Origin of the sequence: Chitinophaga sp. RCC_12 (assembly GCF_041360695.1) — a bacterium.
Taxonomy (GTDB): Bacteria; Bacteroidota; Bacteroidia; order Chitinophagales; family Chitinophagaceae; genus Chitinophaga.
Genome location: NZ_JBFUPS010000005.1, coordinates 258,940 through 276,814, shown reverse-complemented (window position 1 = coordinate 276,814; position 17,875 = coordinate 258,940). Strand labels below are relative to the sequence as shown.

Sequence of the window (17,875 nt, the reverse complement as noted above, 5' to 3'; positions counted from 1 at the left end):
TGCCTGCTGATCCCTGAAAGTATGTCACTATGGGCTATTTTCAAGCAAAATGTCAATTTTGCTTTTTAGTATGGCTGATCGTCCCGGCGCCGGGGCATTGTCCTCCGATACCCCTCCTTTTTTATCGATAAGCACGTAGCGGGGTATACCCGAAAAATTAAATTTCGCTTCCAGCAGTACTGATTCATTCTTATCTGCATAATAATGTTCCCCGCCATCAAACATTCTTTTCACAGTCGTGTCCCATAAGTTTTGATCACACTCCACTCCAACGTATAGAAAAACCACCTCTTTCCCTTTTAGTTCTTTTGCCAGCGCTATAGAAGCTGGCATTTCGCCCATACAGGGCCCGCACCAGGGAGCCCAGAAGTCGATGTATATCACCTTTCCGCTGTAACGGGTAACCAGTTTCTGATAGAGCTCTTCCTGTTGTAACTTAAATTTACTATGATTCTCTTCATGCGAAAATGTACCCGCAAGTTCCTGCTTAAGCTGTTCATTATCCTGTTTTACCAGTGCACAAACAGGTTGATTACCGATATGCCGGGTCATGAGCTGCATATTCTGCGGTAAAAGTGGTTGCCGGAATTGATTTAAATAATTGCTGATTACCCTCGCTAACATAATATCTGTTCCGATACCAGGAGGCAACTCCCGCGCCAGCCAGGTCTGGATATTTAAATTGTTCCTGAAATTTTTGTAATTAACTTCATACAGGGAATAAAGCTGCGACACCAATGCCTCCTGCGACGGGTTCCGGCTGGCTTTGGGCGTTTTAAGCGCCCGTTTACCTTCCTGAGAAACCGGACCGGCATTCGTTTCAAGAAAGGCATATAATTGCCCGTCTGTTACATCAACGGGTATAAATTGCCATCGCCCCATCCACATTTCGAAATATTCCCTTAAAAAAGCCGCGTACTTTCCGGTTACCAGGGCTTTGGTGTTATTAATGGGAATTTCCTTTAAAAAATCAAAATATTCTTTGGTCAGCGGCTCCCGTTTCCCTTGCCGGTGCAGCCAGCCATACCTTACCAGATCCTCCGCGGCCCAGTAATGTATATGCTGGGACATCGCCTGCCGGAAATCATTGCTGGTACGTTGGTTCCGGTTGAACACATCCAGGGTATCCAGCATTCTTTTCATCACGGCGAGGCGCCAGGACTTATAAGCGGATTGCTCCAGCGAGTCAATCATTCTCTTTTGGTTGTCGTAAGGAATCATGGCCGGCAGCTTTGGCCAGAAAGCATTTAAGTATTGGTTAAAGGGCGACAACCCACCAGAGAAACGAAGGGATAAAAATGTGGAGCCAACTTGCCCGGCAGACAGTTTTTTACCTGCTTTGAATGCTGCCAGATCGAAGTATACATTTTCAGTTTGACCAGGCACTGCATACATCATAGAGTAGCTCCCATCTATCAGCAGCATAATCTCCTGTGGTGATACCAGGGGGAAAGTAACACTGGATTTTCCGACGCTGTCTAATTCACATGGTATCGTCGTGGTAACACCATTATAGACAGAGAAATAGTTCAACTTCAGATATCTGAAAGCATCTGCCTTTGGGTTATAACCTTCAATGAAAATATTGATGGTAACATCCCCTGGATTAAGAGAGGCAGGAACGTTGGATAAAGTACGGGCCTGGCCCATCGATATCACCGGATAAATAATCAGGAAGAGGATAACGAATTTTTTCATAGCTGCAGATCATTGATCCAGTCAGGCATCATATCTGAAAGCTACATAATATAAGTGTCATTTTAACATAAAATAAATACCCCGGTTCCGGATACTTGTCTTTGCCCCCTTTTATTTTTTTTGTACCTTTTGCCTGAATTACTTCACACCTTTTTGCAAACAAAGATTCAGACACCCGGTTGGGCTGCCCCCATATGAAAAAAACCATCAAAAACGAGTCAGTGCTTCATCCGCCGACGAAAGCAATACTTGAGCAGGAAAGAAAGATATTGCTGGATCTCGGCAACGATATTACCAAAGTAAGAGAGAAAAATGACCTGATCACACTTTTTAAAAACAACATTAAGGGATTATTTTACTTCACGCATACGATTATTACTTTAATAGACTATAAAGACGAAACCTATTATCCATTTCTGCTGGATAATGAAGGATCTCCCATCAGAACCCATCTGAAATATAAGGAACTGGTAACCGGCCGGTTTTCCCTGAACGACCCCTTCATACAGGCGGTACTGACAGCAGAAGCACCTGTTTCTTTTCTGCTGGAAGAAATCATGGACAAGCCTCAGAGTCCACCTTTCCTTCATGTCAATTATGAAGGAGGGGTAAGGGAAATACTGATGACAAGACTGATGAAAGAAGGAAAGCCAATGGGCTTTATTCATTTGTACTCCGACCGGACAGACAGCTTTAATCATGAATTCAGGAGTGTAATGAATGGTATCGCACCACAGCTGTCGGGTGCAGTTTCCAATATTATTAAAAACGAAGAATTACTGAATAAAGAAAAAGAGAAATCTTTCCTCCTCGATTTTAGCAGTGATATAGCCACCGTAAGAACAAAGGAAGACCTCACCCGGGCGGTTCGCACGGCGCTGCGTAAACTTGATCAGCAAAGCGGCTTCGTCATCCGGCGCATCAATGAAGATAAAGCGACGATGAGTGCATATGTATATGATCTGGGACCTGCAGGTGATGAGAAATCGCTCGCTGTATTGGTGAAAACAAAATATCCTGTTAACGATGGCTTGCAAAACCGCGTGCTCAATAGTGCTATTCCTTTACTATTTAATGTAGAAAGAGAAATACAAAGAGGGATCACATCAGCCTACCTGCAATACTGGAAAAAGATGGGCTTTGAAAATTTTGTGGGTATACGGTTGCGCAACGGGGAAACCGATCTTGGAATTCTGCTGCTCGACATTGAAGAGATCAAGATAGACCTGCTGCAGGGGATTTGTGCGCAGATATCCATAGCCATGGCCAATATTATGGCTAATGAGCAGGTGAGCAAAAAACAGGAAGAACAGGCCTTTCTGCTGGGCTTCAGCAGCGCCATCACCAAAGTACGCACAAAAGATGAGCTGCAGGCGGCCATCTTCGAAGTGTTGGATAAAACCATGAATACACAGCTTGCCATGATCCGTGTATTGGAAGATGATGGCATCCATTTGGGTGTATTTATGTTTGACCGCAGGCTGTTCGGAAACGCCCAGGCAGATTTTGATAAATTATCTTCCAGTAAAATTAAAATTGATGAAACCTATACTGCACAGGTGCTGGCAAGTAAAGAAGGAATAATATTCAATATAGATGAAGAATTAAGAAGCGGCAATGACTATGCGAAACTCTGGAAATCCACCGGCCTGAAAAATGTGTATGGCTTACCGTTACGTATGGGGGACAAGATTATCGGCACCATCTGGCTGCTGGCAGATTCGCTGGGCCCCTTACTCCTGAAAGGCATCTGTTCCCAGATTACTGTTGCTGTGGCAAATATATTAGCAAATGAAAAATTGCTGGCTTATAAAAAGCAACTGGAAATAGAAAATGATTACCTGAAAGAACAGATCAAAACCATATACAATTTTTCTGAAATCATTGGCAGCGGCGACGCGATGCAGGAAGTATACCGCCTGATGGGGCTTGTTGCGGCGTCCAATACCACGGTGTTGATACTGGGAGAAACAGGTACCGGTAAAGAACTTATCGCAAGAGCCATTCACAATGCTTCACCACGAAAAGAAAACCTCATGGTGAAAGTAAATTGTGCGGCGCTTCCGTCCAACCTCATCGAAAGTGAATTATTTGGCCATGAACGCGGTGCCTTTACAGGGGCAACAGACCGCCGCATCGGGAAATTTGAAATGGCAGATAACAGTACCCTATTCCTGGATGAGATCGGGGAGCTGCCACTGGAAGCACAGGCCAAGCTGCTGCGTGTAATCCAGGAGCGCGAACTGGAACGCGTGGGCGGTAAACACGTCATTAAAATCAATGTCCGCCTGGTGGCCGCCACCAACCGCAACCTGGAAGAAGAGGTAAAAGCCGGCCGCTTCCGCGCCGATCTGTATTTCAGGTTAAATGTATTTCCCATCAACCTCCCACCGCTGCGCGACCGGCTGGAAGATATTGAAGCGCTCACGCAGTTCTTCGTAAAGAAATATAGCAGGAACACAGGCCGCACTATCAGGAAAATAGCCCCCAGGGTAATACAGCAATTACGTAGCTATACCTGGCCTGGCAATGTAAGGGAACTGGAACATCTTATTGAAAGAAGCGTACTGCTGGCTACCGACAGCACCCTGAGCGATGTTTTTATTCCGCGCAGTGCAGATGCAGATAAACATGAACAGGCTTTCCTGCAAAACCGGTCGCTAGAAGAAGTGGAGCGCGGCTATATTATTGAAACGCTGAAACGCTGTAAAGGCAAGATTTCCGGTGCCGGCAGTGCAGCAGAAGTATTACAAATTCCCGGTAACACATTACACTCTAAAATAAAAAAACTGGGCATCACCAAGAGCGACTACTTCTCCTGATAAAATCCCTTAATAAAGTGAATGGCCTGGTGGTTTCATTAAATACAGTGAAAAACAAATGCCTTAACTTCCGCTATTTGATTGATTTTTAATGATTTACTAAAGATGGCATTTGGTTGGCCTGATAGGTAGCATCATTAAAAACAAAAATCAAATTATATGAAAATCGTAGTAATCGGAGGCACTGGTCTCATTGGAACCAAAGTGGTAAATCAACTTCGTCAGGCTGGTCACCAGGTGATCGCTGCATCCCCGGCAACTGGCATCAACACGCTCACCGGAGAGGGACTGGCGGAAGCCATGAAGGAGACTGATATTGTTATTGATCTCGCCAACTCCCCTTCCTTTGAAGATAAAGCAGTCATGGAATTTTTCCAGACAGCAGGCCATAACCTGTTAGCCGCAGAAATTAATGCAGGCGTAAAACATCACATAGCATTGTCTATTGTCGGCGTGGATATCATGCAAAACATTGGTTACATGCGTGCAAAAAAAGTGCAGGAAGAGCTGATTGAGCAATCAGGCGTGCCTTACACTATTGTTCGCAGCACGCAATTCATTGAGTTTATTGCCGGTATCGCCAATCAGGCTACAGATGGTAATGAAGTGCATCTTTCAGATGTATTGTTCCAGCCTATCGCCTCAGATGATGTAGCAAAGTTCGTTGCGAAATATGCACTGGCTGCCCCGTTGAATGGCCGGGTAGAAATTGCAGGACCTGAGCGTTTTGAAATGTACAAAATTGTGGAGCGTTATCTGCAACTGGCCAACGACCCACGTAAAGTAATCCCTAACGGTAAGCCTGCGTACTTCGGTGGTGAAGTTACACACAGCGCACTGGTGCCTGCCGGCGAAGCGCAAAAGGGTGCGGTTACTTTCGAAAACTGGTGGGCCACACAGGCGGTGAAAGCATAATAACAGGGAGCTGCGATCTGTTGAAACAAAGTGCGTCAACAGATCGCAGCTTCCTTTCCAACAATAGGTGCTTACATTGAATGTGCCGCCAATTTGCCCAGCAGCTTTAATTTGTTCCGTACTTCTTCCGACCAGGGTAAACCGATGGAAAGCCTCATGCAGTTTTCAAACTGATCCTGCAGGGTGAATATCCTTCCCGGGGCAATGCTGATCTTCCGCTTTATGGCGCTGTCATACAGTTCGGCGGTATTAATTTTTTTATTGAACTCCACCCATAAACTAAGTCCGCCCTGCGGCCGGCTGGTTTTGGTACCCTCCGGAAAATATTCCGCTATCGCATTTACATAATGCTGGTAATTGCCCTGTAAGGTTTGACGCAACCGGCGAAGATGATTTTCATACCGGCCGCTTTTCAGGAAACCCGCGACCGCCTCGTGTGTAACGGCAGACGATGATATGGCATGCACCAGCTTCAATTTCAATATTTGCTCCTTGTACCTGCCGGGTGCAATCCAGCCCACCCGGTAGCCCGGCGCCAGCGTTTTGGAAACAGCGCTGCAATACAACACCGTCCCCTCTTCATCAAATGACTTGCAACATTTCGGACGTTGAGATCCGAAGTACAGATCGCCATATATATCATCCTCAATGAGCGGGATACGATGCCTGGCCAGCAGCGACACCACTTCTTTTTTATGCTCATCGGGCATACAGCTACCCAAAGGCGTATTAAAGTTTGGCACCAACAGGCAAAGGTTGATCTTTGCAATCACCTTTTTTAAAGCGTCTATTTCAATACCCGTGGTGGGATGTGTAGGAAGCTCAAGTACTTTTAGTCCCATACTCCTGGCTAATTGCAGGATACCGGAGTAACAGGGGCTTTCCATGGCAATGGTATCCCCCGGCTTCGCTAAAGCCATCATACAAAAAGATAACGCATTCATCCCTCCGCTGGTAGTGACCAGGTCATTTTCATGCAGGTTCCCTCCCCATGCCAGCGAGCGGATGGCAATCATCCGGCGCAATGCTGCATTGCCCTGCAAAGGTTCGTATGCGGTACCACATCCCTCCAGCTCACGCGTTGCCTTAACGATCTCTTTGTTCAGCTTCGCCAAAGGCAGCAAACTTCCGGAAGGAACGCCAATCGAAAAAGGCATCAGGTCATCTCTCCCCATATTTTCATACACTTTCCTGATCAGTTCTTCCGGCTCTTTATTATTACGGGCGGGAGAAGGCCTGCTTACCTCAGGAAGCGGAAGTTTCAGGTAAGGCAGGCGGCTTACAAAATAGCCCGATTGTGGTTTTGATTCAATCAGCGATTGCGCTTCCAGCTCCAGGAATACCCTTTTAGCAGTGTTCATGCTAATGCCGTGTTGCCGGCATAATATCCTGACGGAAGGCAGCCGGTCTCCTGCTCTCAAAACTCCGCTCCTGATCTGGCCGGCAATGCCATTGGTGATTTCAGTATACAGAAACTCCTTACTCATTTGTCAAATATAACTGTGTCCATTAAAATAAGCAAAACTGAGACTGTGCTAATCGAGTGGCTGCAGCTATTTTTGCATAAAACAATTATGCCAGCAGTAATTATTAAAACCGGTAAAGAGCACATGGATGTACAGGCGATACATCGTTTCTTAAGTGAAGATTCCTACTGGGCGAAAGGGATTTCGTATGAACTGGTAGATAACTCGCTGCAACATTCGTTTTGTACAGGCGCCTTTACAGGTGGTCAGCAAATCGGGTTTGGAAGGGTAATCACCGACTACTCCACCTTTGGATGGTTCGCGGATTTTTATGTATTGGAGGAATACAGGGGACAGGGAATTTCTAAAAAAATACTGACCCACATATTAGCGCAACCATGGGCTAAGCGTTTAAGGAGAATAATGCTTAATACCAAAGATGCACATGGGTTATATCGCCAGTTTCAATTCAGGGATTTGGCCAATCCGGCATTTGTACAGGAAATTTACCGGCCTGATATACACCTGCAGTTGCCTGGATAGTGCGCCGGGGAAACGTCATTTCCAATTTGAAATAACGGCCTGTTGTCCCCGTATCAGTGCTTCATCCGCATCTATTACTGCTGCTACGGGAATATTCAATACCTGGCAGGCCAGTGTGTAAAGCGGAGCATGCTGCGGCCCTGCCACCAGGTATACAGGCGTACCAGGTGGCACAGCCTTCAGTTCTGCACCGATGAGCAGGCCGCTTAAATAAAAACGGTTATGGGCGGCAGGAATCTTTTTTAGTAACTGGTTAGTGCGTACCATAAAGGCGGCATGCAACAGGTTGTCCGACCTTCCGGCCTGTACCCCTTCCCTGAAGCAGGCGAACGATGCCAGGTCATCCAGCGTTGCACCGTTTTCTACAGATGCGGCGAGGATGCTGTGGGTAGAGAGCAGGTCAAAGAATTCGCCTGTCATGAAGGTTTGAAAACGAATGACCTGGCGACGGTTTACTACTACATGTTTTGGATGCGTACCTGGTATGAGCAGCCATTGGTCCTGCATTGTATACGGTAACAATGACCCGCAGCCAGCTATTTTTGTTTCTTCGCCACGCATTACGTCATGCCCATTGGTGGCACCGGAAATAATGAGGAACCTGTTGAAAGTATGTACCGCCAGATCTGCTCCACTCATGTTAAAGGGCAGCTCCTTGTAAGGCAACTCCACCATGCCAATGCTGGAAGATGCCATGCCGGACAACACTACCGGCGTATCCTGCAGCGCAATACCTGTTCTCTCCGCCAGTGTATCGATCTGACGACTGATAACCGACGCAAAAAAATCTTCCCGGGGCAGCGATGTTTGCTGCCATTGCTGGTAAGTGCCGGCAATGCCATCACCGGATTTTTCTTCTGCTATGATGTTCAGGTTACCGGCTTCCACCAATCGTAACCGGAAGGAGCTGGTGCCCCAGTCACAACTTAAAAAATAATTCATGTGCTGTTGTTTAATATTCATCATCTCCCCTTTTTATCCGTTCCACATTCCCCACCAGGAAAATATACGAGCATGCACCCAGCAGTCCGAGTACCGCCACAAAAACCAATGCTGGTGCAAAGTTGCCTCCTCTTGCCAGGAAACCTATTACAATGGGTACAACAATACCAGCCAGCTGGCCAATGAAGTTAAACACACCGCCTGTTAGATTGATGAGGTGTTTGGGCGCCAGTGTAGATACAAATATCCAGGTGATGGAAGCGAAGCCCACCCCGAAAAATGACAGGGACATAAAAAAGATAATGAGCCCCGGCAGGTTTACATAATTAGCGCCCAGTATAAAAGCAGATAGCAATAAGCCTATGATGATGGGCAGCTTTCGTGCTTTTGCAGTAGACACTCCTTTTTTCACCAGGTAATCGGATAAAAAACCGGAACACAAAATGCCTGTAAATGCTGCCACATAAGGCACGGACACCCAGTAGCCCGATTTAATGAAATCCAGGCCGCGGTAATCTGCCAGGTACTTTGGAAACCAGGTGAGGAAGAACCAAAGTGTGGAGTTCACCGCAAACTGGCCGATATAAATACCCCAGAGCTTACGATAGGAAAGCACCGCTTTCAGGTCGGTCCAGCGGAAGGCTGTTTTCTTTTCGGCAGCTTGCTTGTCCAGCAGGCCGCCACCATTTTCAATATGCTGCAACTCTGCAGCGTTAACCCTTTTGTGCCGGAGTGGGTCCCGGTAAAACAGGTACCATACTATTCCCCAGATGATGCCAATGACGCCGGTCACGAGGAATAGCCCTCTCCAGCCCACCTCCAGCTGGATCATAGATAGTACCGGCATCAGGAAGGCCAGGCCCAGGAACTGGCCGGAGGTATACACAGCAATAGCAGAAGCCCGCTCATTGTCGGGGAACCAATTACTCACCACCCGGTTGTTGATGGAAAAAGCCGGTGCTTCAAATACGCCGGTAGCCATGCGGAGGCCAAAAAGAGAGGCAAAGCCTTTTGCAAATCCCTGCATAACAGTGGCAAACGACCAGCTGATAAGGCAGATGGCATACAGGATATGCGGACTGAAACGGTTTACCAGGATGCCACCGGGTATCTGGAACAGCAGGTACGTCCAACTGAAAGCTGAAAAAACCAAGCCCAGTTGCACCGGCGTCAATTTAAATTCCTTATCTATCTCAGAAGCGGCTACCGCCAGGTTACTTCTGTCCATGTAATTGATCACTACATTCACAAATATCAGGAACAGTACCTGGTAGCGTATTTTTGAAGGTTTTGCATTAGGATTGAGTGCTTTCATGTAGTTTTTACAGGTCTGTGTTTACCATTCCGCCACGCTGCCATCGGTATGCCGCCACACGGGGTTGCGCCAGTTGTGGCCTTCAGCGGCCATTTTCCTTACATGCGCTTCGTTGATCTCAATACCAAGACCTGGTTTGGAAGGAATTTCCACATAGCCTTCCTTGTATTGGAATACTGTTTTATCCGCCAGGTAATCCAGCAGGTCGCTGCCCTGGTTGTAGTGAATGCCCAGGCTTTGTTCCTGGATAAAAGCGTTGTGGCAGGTAGCGTCTACCTGCAGGCAGGCCGCCAGCGCAATAGGTCCCAGCGGACAATGTGGCGCTGCTGCCACGTCAAACGCTTCTGCCATGGAGATAATTTTTTTGCATTCGGTGATGCCCCCTGCATGGGAAACATCCGGCTGGATAATATCCACGTAACCTTCCTTCAGCAGTGTTTTGAACTGCCATTTGGAAAACATGCGCTCACCGGTGGCAATGGGGATGGCTACATGTTGTGCAATTTCCCGCAGGTCTTCATTATTTTCCGGCAGTACCGGCTCTTCAATGAACATGGGCCGGAACGGCTCCATTTCTTTGGCCAGTATTTTAGCCATGGGCTTGTGCACACGGCCGTGAAAGTCGATGCCGATACCGATGCCCGGTCCAACGGCTTCGCGCACGGAGGCAATGCGTGCAATGGCTGCATCTATCTTTTCATAACTATCAATGTACTGCAGTTCCTCCGTAGCATTCATCTTTACGGCCAGGAAACCCTGTTCTGCCATTTTACGGGCAGCCGCTCCTACTTCCGCGGGACGGTCGCCACCAATCCAGGAGTAGACCTTCATTTTGTCGCGCGCTTTGCCGCCCAATAACTGGTAGACGGGCGCGTTGTAATACTTCCCTTTGATGTCCCACAACGCCTGATCAATGCCTGCAATGGCGCTCATCAGGATGGGACCGCCGCGGTAAAAGCCGGCGCGGTACATCACGTTCCAGTGGTCTTCAATATGCATAGGATCTTTGCCCAAGAGGTATTCCATTAACTCGTCCACTGCAGTTTTAACCGTGGCGGCTTTTCCTTCTATCACCGGTTCGCCCCAGCCAATAATGCCTTCATCCGTTTCTATTTTCAGGAACAGCCAGCGTGGCGGCACCTGGAACAGTTCATAGCTTTTTATCTTCATAACGATGTATTACTTTTTCAGGATTGAATGGCGCGGACGAACTGTTGTGCCTTTATGGCGAGTTGCTGCAGGTATTCCGGTGTAACGGTAACGCCTGCACTCACCAGGGCGCTGCCAATGCCAAAGCCGGCAGCACCGGCTTTCTGGAAATCTTTGATGTTCTCGGGTGTGATGCCACCTGTAGGTAGCAGGTGCATTTTAGGCAGTGGTGCGGAAATATCTTTGATATAAGCAGCGGAGGTAGCCGGGAAAACCTTGATCATATCTGCTCCCTGTTTGTAGGCTGCATAAACTTCAGTAGCCGTATAGGCGCCGGGAATGCTCACCACACCCAGTTCCCGGGCGGCTTTGACCACTTCCGGTTCCAGTATGGGAGAAAGTATGAAGCGAGCTCCCGCCGCCGCTGCTTCCCTGGCAGTAGCGGCGTCCAGCACAGTGCCGGCGCCGATGATCATTTTATCGCCCATTTTAGCGGACACTTCTTTGATAACGGCCAGCGGCTCGCTTGAGTTCATGGTTATTTCCAGCAGGCGGATACCACCGGCATAAATGGCCTCTGCCACCCGCAGCACATCTGCCGGCTGTACCCCACGGATGATGGCAATAATCTTATGTTCGAGTATCTGAGAGAGTGTAGACATGGAATTTACGCGTATTATTGTCTACCGGAAAGATAAAAATAAATAAGTGTATTTTCAACATTTCTTACACTCCGGGGCACGGGAACGCCCAAACGTAATATTATAATCCGGTAAGCTACATGAAGAACTCCTCTGAAATAATTTTACCATCTTTCACATGATATACGCAAAGCTCACTCATCTTCATACGGTCCCTGCCAATCATCTTGAGATCCATGGTGAGCACGAATGCAATAACATTGCCTGCGATCAATGGTTCCGAAACCTCCGTGCCATACCTGGCTTCCACCATAGCGCTGAACTTTTTATCTTTCTCAGTTAAAGCCTCCCGGCCTTTGGTTTCTATTTCAAAGTCAGGAGTGGCATACGGTTCTATGCTAACCGCATCATCGGCATACAGTTCCTTTTGTGCTACATCAAATTTTTCTTGCCGGCAAAGTTCGACTAAACGTGAAGCAATTTGTTCTACTGTCATAATATGGGTTTTTATTGATGAAAATAAAAATACACATTTTATATTACAGGCGGATTTAAAAGAATCGTTATGCGGACGATATATATCACGGAGATTTGCGGGATTTCTCACTATTCAAAAAAATAATCACTCGATGATATTACCGAAACAAAGGGATCCAAGATTTATAACGATAAGACGTGGTGGCACTTTGACAGATACCCATCATCATTTGCTGGCACTATGGGCGGCCAGTTGCGCGGAACATGTACTGCACCTGTTTGAGCAGGCCTCTGATGACGACCGGCCACGACAAGCAATAGCATTGACACGGGCATGGGTAAACGGAGAAATTACCATGAAAGAGGCGCATAATGCAGCTTTTGCTACAAATGCTGCTGCAAAAGGATTGCCTGATGCCGCCAGGTTTGCGGCATTGGCAGCCGGACAGGCGGTGGCAGTGGCCCATGTTGCGGCACATGAACTTGGTGCCGCTGCCTATGCCATCAGAGCAGCGATGGAATCCGTTCCGGAAAATGAAAAAAAAGAAATGGGACGCAAAGAATGTCAATGGCAGCGGGAGCAACTTCCGGATGCCATCCGTGAACTTGTTCTTGACGATCAGCAATTAAGAAATAATATATGCTGGTTTGTATTCAGCTTGTAAGGGGCTCTCCTCATCCAGCTGATTGATTTGTCTGGCCGACAGCAGGGCTGAAAAATAATCTTCTATTGGTTGCCACTCCGGATAACTGGCATCATTCATTTGCAGGTATTGTATCTCTTGCGGGGAATAGTTTGCCGACAGCCATTCTTTAAATGAGCTTACAAAATTTTTAAGTACATCGAAAAGATTTTTATGCGCAGTAAATCTTAAATTACATAAAACCCTGATCATGTCTAAAGCTGGACTCGCACATCCTGGTCAACCGGTTAACACCACGTCTCTGGAAAACTTCTTCCCTGGTTATTTTGCGCTGATAATGGCTACAGGAATCGTTTCTATAGGAATGTTCCTTTGGTCGCATCCCCGGATGGCCGGTATCTTTCTCGGTTTAAATATATTTTTTTACCTGCTGTTATGGATCATTCTTATTCTACGGATTATAAAATTCCCGGTAGTGGTTTGGAATGATCTCCATCATCCGGCCAGGGGCGTAACCTTCCTCACACTGGTGGCCGGTAACAATGTGCTGGGCAGCCAGGTGGCGCTTATCACCGGTCGCATGGATATTGCGCTGGCATTGTGGATAGCGGGGTTTGTGCTCTGGATATTGCTGTTATATACTTTCTTCCTTGTAAATATTATGAAGGAGCCCAAACCTTCGCTGGAGCAGAGCATCAATGGCGCCTGGCTATTAATCGTTGTATCTACAGAGTCGGTGGCTGTATTGGGCGCCATCATCGCCAACAGCAGCGCACTTCACTGGCTGATTGCATTTATTTCCCTTTGTACTTATATGATAGGTGGCATGTTTTACTTTGTGCTTATCGGGCTAATCCTTTACCGGTGGTTGTTTTTCAGCATGAAAGCAGAAACCCTCACTCCGCCCTACTGGATTAATATGGGTGCAGTGGCGATTATTACATTGGCAGGTTCCCGCCTTGTCATGTATGCCCGGGCACATGAAACACTCGGTGAGTGGGCCGGCTTCGTACAGGCGTTCACGATGTTTTTCTGGGCGTTTGCCAGCTGGTGGCTCCCTTTATTATTCATCATGTTTTTCTACCGGCACTTTATTGCCGGCGTGCAGTTGAAGTACGATCCCCAGTATTGGTCCATGGTTTTCCCACTGGGCATGTACGGTGTATGTACGTATACATATGCGGCCATCACCGGTTTCAGTTTCCTGAAACCTATTTCCGCTTTATTTGTTATATTAGCTTTAGGCACGTGGGTGATCGTGATGATTGGTTTGTTTATTGATCTTTTTTCAGCAAAAAAAACACAAGAGAAATAACCCCGTGGTCTTATTCAGCTATCCAAAAATGTACCCATGCAGCATTCTCTCAATAAGAAAGCGGCCACTATTTCGATTATTGCTACCCTTGTTTGTGTAGTGATTTCATTTTATGGCTCCAGGAAACTGCAAAATTTTGACCCTGCTTTAATTGCCTATTTATTCGGAACCCTGTTTGCGCTGTTCGGAGGCATTTACCGTTATTGCGTATGGCTGCAAAGGCCTCCTACCTGGATGTATTTTAAACGCACCTGGCAATTGGTCTTCTCCGGAAAAATCTTCGCTCATATTTTTTCCCTGGTAGCAGATTCCGTAAAGAACCTCCTGTTCCAGTCTTTTATCTACCCCAGGGGCAAAAAACGGTGGATAGCGCACTTTATGCTGGCATCTGGCTGCCTGGCGGCATTCGCCATTACCATTCCGCTCACCCTTGGCTGGATCAATTTCACCCTGGACCCTGCATCTGCATTGGATCCGGGAGCCACTAAATTATATGCTGCCAACTTTTTCGGTTTTAAAGTAATGAACTTTAAACTGGGGTCGGTCATGGCATTTTTAATTTTCCATGCTTTGACCTGGTGCTCCTGGTTTGTTATAGCAGGCGCGGTAATTTTTTTAGTAAGAAGATTAACCAATGCGGGCCTGATCGCATCACAGACCTTTGAAGGCGATCTGCTCCCCTTGATTCTCCTGATCATTATTTCGGTAACGGGGCTGGGACTGAATTTCAGCTATGCTTTTATGAAAGGCATCGCCTATGATTTTATGTCGGTAACACATGCCATCTCCGTGATCCTTTTCCTGGTGTGGATTCCCTTTGGCAAGTTCTTTCATATTATCCAGCGCCCTGCGCAGATAGGCGCGCATATTTATAAGCGGGAAGGAGAAAAGAGAGGCATGGCGATTTGTCCGCATACGGGCAAAGCATTTACCTCCCAGCTACATGTAGACGACCTGAAGACCGTCACCAAACAATTAGGTTTCGACTTCACCCTGGAAGATGGCACCTCTCACCTGGATTACAGCCCGGAAGGGAAACGCTCCCTGCTGGCCAAGGCACATCTGAAGGCCCGGCAGGAAGGCGGTACGCTGTTTGGATAAACGCAAAGAAGCATTACCCGAAAATAAAATACGATCAGCATGGCCAAATTACCCGTTTCCACCGATAAACTGATTGCCCATTTCGGCCCACATCTCAACTTTGCTCCCCAGGAGGGATACACCGGCAGGGATGAACCTGATGCCACCGTTAAAACACATTGCTGCTTCTGTGGTATGCAATGCGGCATTCAGCTGCTGGTAAAAAACAACAAAGTGGTTGGATTCGAACCGTGGATGGAATTCCCTTTCAACGAAGGACGGCTTTGCCCCAAAGGCGTACAGCGATACCTGCAGGATAATCACCCCGACCGGTTGATGGACCCACTCGAGCGGGTGGAAGGAGAAGGTTTTAAGCCGGTATCCTGGGATCATGCACTCAACAGGGTTACCACCGCTATCAGGCAGATACAGGCCGATCATGGAAAAGATGCTTTCGCGGTTTTATCCGGGGTGTCACTCACCAACGAAAAAAGCTACCTGATGGGAAAATTTGCACGGGTAGCTATAAAAACCGCCAACCTGGATTATAACGGCAGATTATGTATGGTGAGTGCAGGAGCCGGGAATAAAAAGGCGTTCGGACTGGATCGCGCCTCCAACAGCTACGCCGACCTGGAACATGCGGAGGTGATCATTGTTACCGGCGCTAATGTAAGCGAAACCTTCCCTACCCTCACCTACTGGCTTTGGCGGGCAAGAGACAATGGCGCAAAACTGATCGTCATAGACCCAAGAGTTATTCCGCTAGCCAGAACGGCTGACATACACCTCGCGATAAAGCCAGGAACAGATTCTGCCCTGTATGGCGCCATGCTTAAATACCTGGCAGACCATGATATGCTGGATCATGATTTTATTGATCAGCATACCACCGGGTTCCAGGAAACTATTGCAGCAGTACAGGACTATACCCTTGAATGGGCAGAAACCATTACCGGTATCGAAAAGGAAAAAATACAAATGGCAGCGGAACTATGGGGCAAAGCCAGCACCAGTTTTCTCCTCCATGCACGCGGTATTGAACATCATTCCAAAGGAGTAGACAATGTGCTGGGCTGTATCAACCTGGTATTGGCTACCGGCCGCATTGGCCGGCCCTACTGCGGTTACGGCACCATCACCGGTCAGGGTAACGGACAAGGGGGCCGGGAACACGGACATAAATGCGACCAGCTGCCGGGCAACCGCGACATCACCAATCCGGAACACCGGAAATATATTGCCGGCGTATGGAATATCCCGGAACAGGAACTGCCCGGAAAAGGACTCACCGCCTGGGAGCTGATAGAAGCCATTCACCGCGGCGAGGTAAAAGGGTTGCTGTCTATCTGCTTCAACCCGCTGGTATCTTTGCCTAATAATAACTATGTGCGGGAAGCCCTCGAAAAACTGGAATTCTATGTTTGCATCGATTTCTTTTTAAACGAAACCGCCAGGCATGCAGACATCGTGCTGGCAGGGTCCCTGCACGAAGAAGAAGAAGGTACCGTTACTACTGCAGAAGGCCGGGTAGTTCGTATACGCCAGGCCGTTACCCCTCCGGGAAATGCCCGCACGGATACTTCCATTATCCTGGAACTGGCAGCCAGGCTGGGAGAAGCAGAGCGATTTAACTACGCCAGCTCAGAAGCCATTTTCAACGAACTGCGCATAGCCTCTAAGGGCGGCACGGCCGATTACTATGGCATCACTTATAAAAAAGTGGAAGATAATATGGGCATCTTCTGGCCTTGCCCTTCCGAAGATCATCCGGGCACACCACGACTGTGGGAAGATAAAAAATTTGCCACCCCGGATGGTAAGGCGCACTTTAACCCGGCACCGTTCCGGCAACCGTCAGAGGTAACAGACAACGAATACCCGGTAGTACTTACCACCGGCCGGGTAGTGTCGCAGTACCTCAGTGGCACACAAACCAGGCGGATCGGCAAACTGGTGGGGCTGATACCCGAGCCGCTGCTTGAAATACATCCTGAACTGGCACAACGATACAATATCCGGCAACGTGAAACCGTAAGGGTAACCACCAGGCGCGGCACCGCCGATTTCCCGGCAAATATTGTGGAAACAATACGGAAAGACACCGTATTCATTCCCTATCACTGGCCTGGCAAAAAATCAGCCAACCAGCTGACCATCGGCACACTGGACCCGGTGTCAAAGATCCCGGAATTCAAAGTATGCGCGTGCCAGCTGGAGCCGTTGGGGGTTTTCACCCAGCCCGGCGAAGTACCTGCATTTGACAGTATCTGATTCACACAAAATAGGATAACCTGATGGAAGTTACCGCCTACAAAACCGATATGGAGTTTTTCGTGGACATGCAGCGCTGCATTGGCTGCAAAGCCTGTGAAATGGCCTGCGCCGAATGCGAAACCAATGGTCACGAAAGCATGATCCACGTAAACTATGTGGAACGCGCTGTTACTATCCAAACCACGGTGCAGGTATGCATGCACTGCGACGACCCCGTATGCGCGAAAGTGTGTCCTGCTGACGCTATTTCCAAAGATGACTTTGGCGTAGTACACAGCGCCAATACCGCACGGTGCATAGGCTGCTCCAACTGCGTGATGGCTTGTCCCTTTGGCGTACCCATCAAAGAAGAGAAATACGACATGATGATGAAATGCAACATGTGCTACGACCGGACCAGCGCCGGCAAAAAACCGATGTGTGCCACGGTTTGCCCCAGCCAGGCTTTGTTTTACGGCACCAGGGAAGAAATTAACCGGATGCGCCCTAACAGTACCCCCGTAAATAAATTCATTTTCGGGGAACAGGAAGTGACAACGAAAGTAAATATCATGATGCCCAAAGGAAGCACCTTTCTGAAAATCCATTAAA

The 17,875-nt window shown here is 47.8% G+C and carries 15 protein-coding genes; 8 read left to right on the top strand and 7 right to left on the bottom strand.

Features of this window, described 5'->3' with window-relative positions; genetic code table 11:
• Positions 1 to 27: 27 nt before the first annotated feature.
• Positions 28 to 1,698, bottom strand: coding sequence for a TlpA family protein disulfide reductase (locus tag AB6805_RS16930; protein WP_370910621.1), 1,671 nt, complete (start codon positions 1,696 to 1,698; stop codon positions 28 to 30).
• 221 nt (positions 1,699 to 1,919) lie between these two features.
• Between AB6805_RS16930 and AB6805_RS16925 the strand changes: the two genes are divergently transcribed.
• Together AB6805_RS16925 and AB6805_RS16920 are read left to right on the top strand one after the other, a co-directional pair.
• Positions 1,920 to 4,520: a sigma 54-interacting transcriptional regulator gene (locus AB6805_RS16925; RefSeq protein ID WP_370910620.1), complete on the top strand. Its 2,601-nt coding sequence runs from the start codon at positions 1,920 to 1,922 to the stop codon at positions 4,518 to 4,520.
• A 159-nt stretch (positions 4,521 to 4,679) separates the two neighbouring features.
• Positions 4,680 to 5,435 carry an SDR family oxidoreductase gene (locus tag AB6805_RS16920; RefSeq protein WP_370910619.1) on the top strand — a complete coding sequence of 252 codons (756 nt, stop codon included), beginning with the start codon at positions 4,680 to 4,682 and terminating at the stop codon, positions 5,433 to 5,435.
• Positions 5,436 to 5,506: 71 nt separating this feature from the next.
• Here AB6805_RS16920 and AB6805_RS16915 read toward each other — a convergent pair whose 3' ends face one another.
• Positions 5,507 to 6,922, bottom strand: coding sequence for a PLP-dependent aminotransferase family protein (locus tag AB6805_RS16915; RefSeq protein WP_370910618.1), 1,416 nt, complete (start codon positions 6,920 to 6,922; stop codon positions 5,507 to 5,509).
• Positions 6,923 to 7,009: 87 nt separating this feature from the next.
• On the opposite strand from AB6805_RS16915, the gene AB6805_RS16910 reads away from it, so the two are divergent.
• Entirely contained in the window at positions 7,010 to 7,444 is a 435-nt protein-coding gene (locus AB6805_RS16910) for a GNAT family N-acetyltransferase (protein ID WP_370910617.1), read from the top strand.
• Between the two features lie 15 nt (positions 7,445 to 7,459).
• On the opposite strand, the gene AB6805_RS16905 is transcribed toward AB6805_RS16910, so the two are convergent.
• The 5 genes from AB6805_RS16905 to AB6805_RS16885 form a co-directional block, all read right to left on the bottom strand.
• Positions 7,460 to 8,386, bottom strand: a complete 927-nt coding sequence (locus AB6805_RS16905) for a 2-dehydro-3-deoxygalactonokinase (protein WP_370910616.1) — start codon at positions 8,384 to 8,386, stop codon at positions 7,460 to 7,462.
• A gap of 10 nt (positions 8,387 to 8,396) precedes the next feature.
• The gene (locus AB6805_RS16900; RefSeq protein ID WP_370910615.1) at positions 8,397 to 9,701 is read right to left on the bottom strand and encodes an MFS transporter; all 1,305 of its coding nucleotides are present in this window, start codon (positions 9,699 to 9,701) and stop codon (positions 8,397 to 8,399) included.
• Between the two features lie 21 nt (positions 9,702 to 9,722).
• Positions 9,723 to 10,871 (bottom strand): galactonate dehydratase, encoded by a 1,149-nt coding sequence (gene dgoD, locus AB6805_RS16895; RefSeq protein ID WP_370910614.1) that lies wholly within the window; start codon positions 10,869 to 10,871, stop codon positions 9,723 to 9,725.
• A gap of 17 nt (positions 10,872 to 10,888) precedes the next feature.
• Positions 10,889 to 11,512: a bifunctional 4-hydroxy-2-oxoglutarate aldolase/2-dehydro-3-deoxy-phosphogluconate aldolase gene (locus tag AB6805_RS16890; RefSeq protein WP_370910613.1), complete on the bottom strand. Its 624-nt coding sequence runs from the start codon at positions 11,510 to 11,512 to the stop codon at positions 10,889 to 10,891.
• Positions 11,513 to 11,627: 115 nt separating this feature from the next.
• Entirely contained in the window at positions 11,628 to 11,987 is a 360-nt protein-coding gene (locus tag AB6805_RS16885) for a SnoaL-like domain-containing protein (protein WP_370910612.1), read from the bottom strand.
• Positions 11,988 to 12,120: 133 nt separating this feature from the next.
• Between AB6805_RS16885 and AB6805_RS16880 the strand changes: the two genes are divergently transcribed.
• The 5 genes from AB6805_RS16880 (at position 12,121) to AB6805_RS16860 (ending at position 17,874) form a co-directional block, all read left to right on the top strand.
• Positions 12,121 to 12,633, top strand: a complete 513-nt coding sequence (locus tag AB6805_RS16880) for a putative immunity protein (RefSeq protein WP_370910611.1) — start codon at positions 12,121 to 12,123, stop codon at positions 12,631 to 12,633.
• 229 nt (positions 12,634 to 12,862) lie between these two features.
• On the top strand, positions 12,863 to 13,927 hold the full coding sequence (locus AB6805_RS16875) for a tellurite resistance/C4-dicarboxylate transporter family protein (protein WP_370910610.1): 1,065 nt from the start codon (positions 12,863 to 12,865) through the stop codon (positions 13,925 to 13,927).
• Between the two features lie 36 nt (positions 13,928 to 13,963).
• Positions 13,964 to 15,028 carry a hypothetical protein gene (locus tag AB6805_RS16870; protein ID WP_370910609.1) on the top strand — a complete coding sequence of 355 codons (1,065 nt, stop codon included), beginning with the start codon at positions 13,964 to 13,966 and terminating at the stop codon, positions 15,026 to 15,028.
• A gap of 39 nt (positions 15,029 to 15,067) precedes the next feature.
• Entirely contained in the window at positions 15,068 to 17,281 is a 2,214-nt protein-coding gene (locus tag AB6805_RS16865) for a molybdopterin oxidoreductase family protein (protein ID WP_370910608.1), read from the top strand.
• Positions 17,282 to 17,304: 23 nt separating this feature from the next.
• On the top strand, positions 17,305 to 17,874 hold the full coding sequence (locus AB6805_RS16860; RefSeq protein WP_370910607.1) for a 4Fe-4S dicluster domain-containing protein: 570 nt from the start codon (positions 17,305 to 17,307) through the stop codon (positions 17,872 to 17,874).
• The last annotated feature ends 1 nt before the right edge of the window (position 17,875 follow it).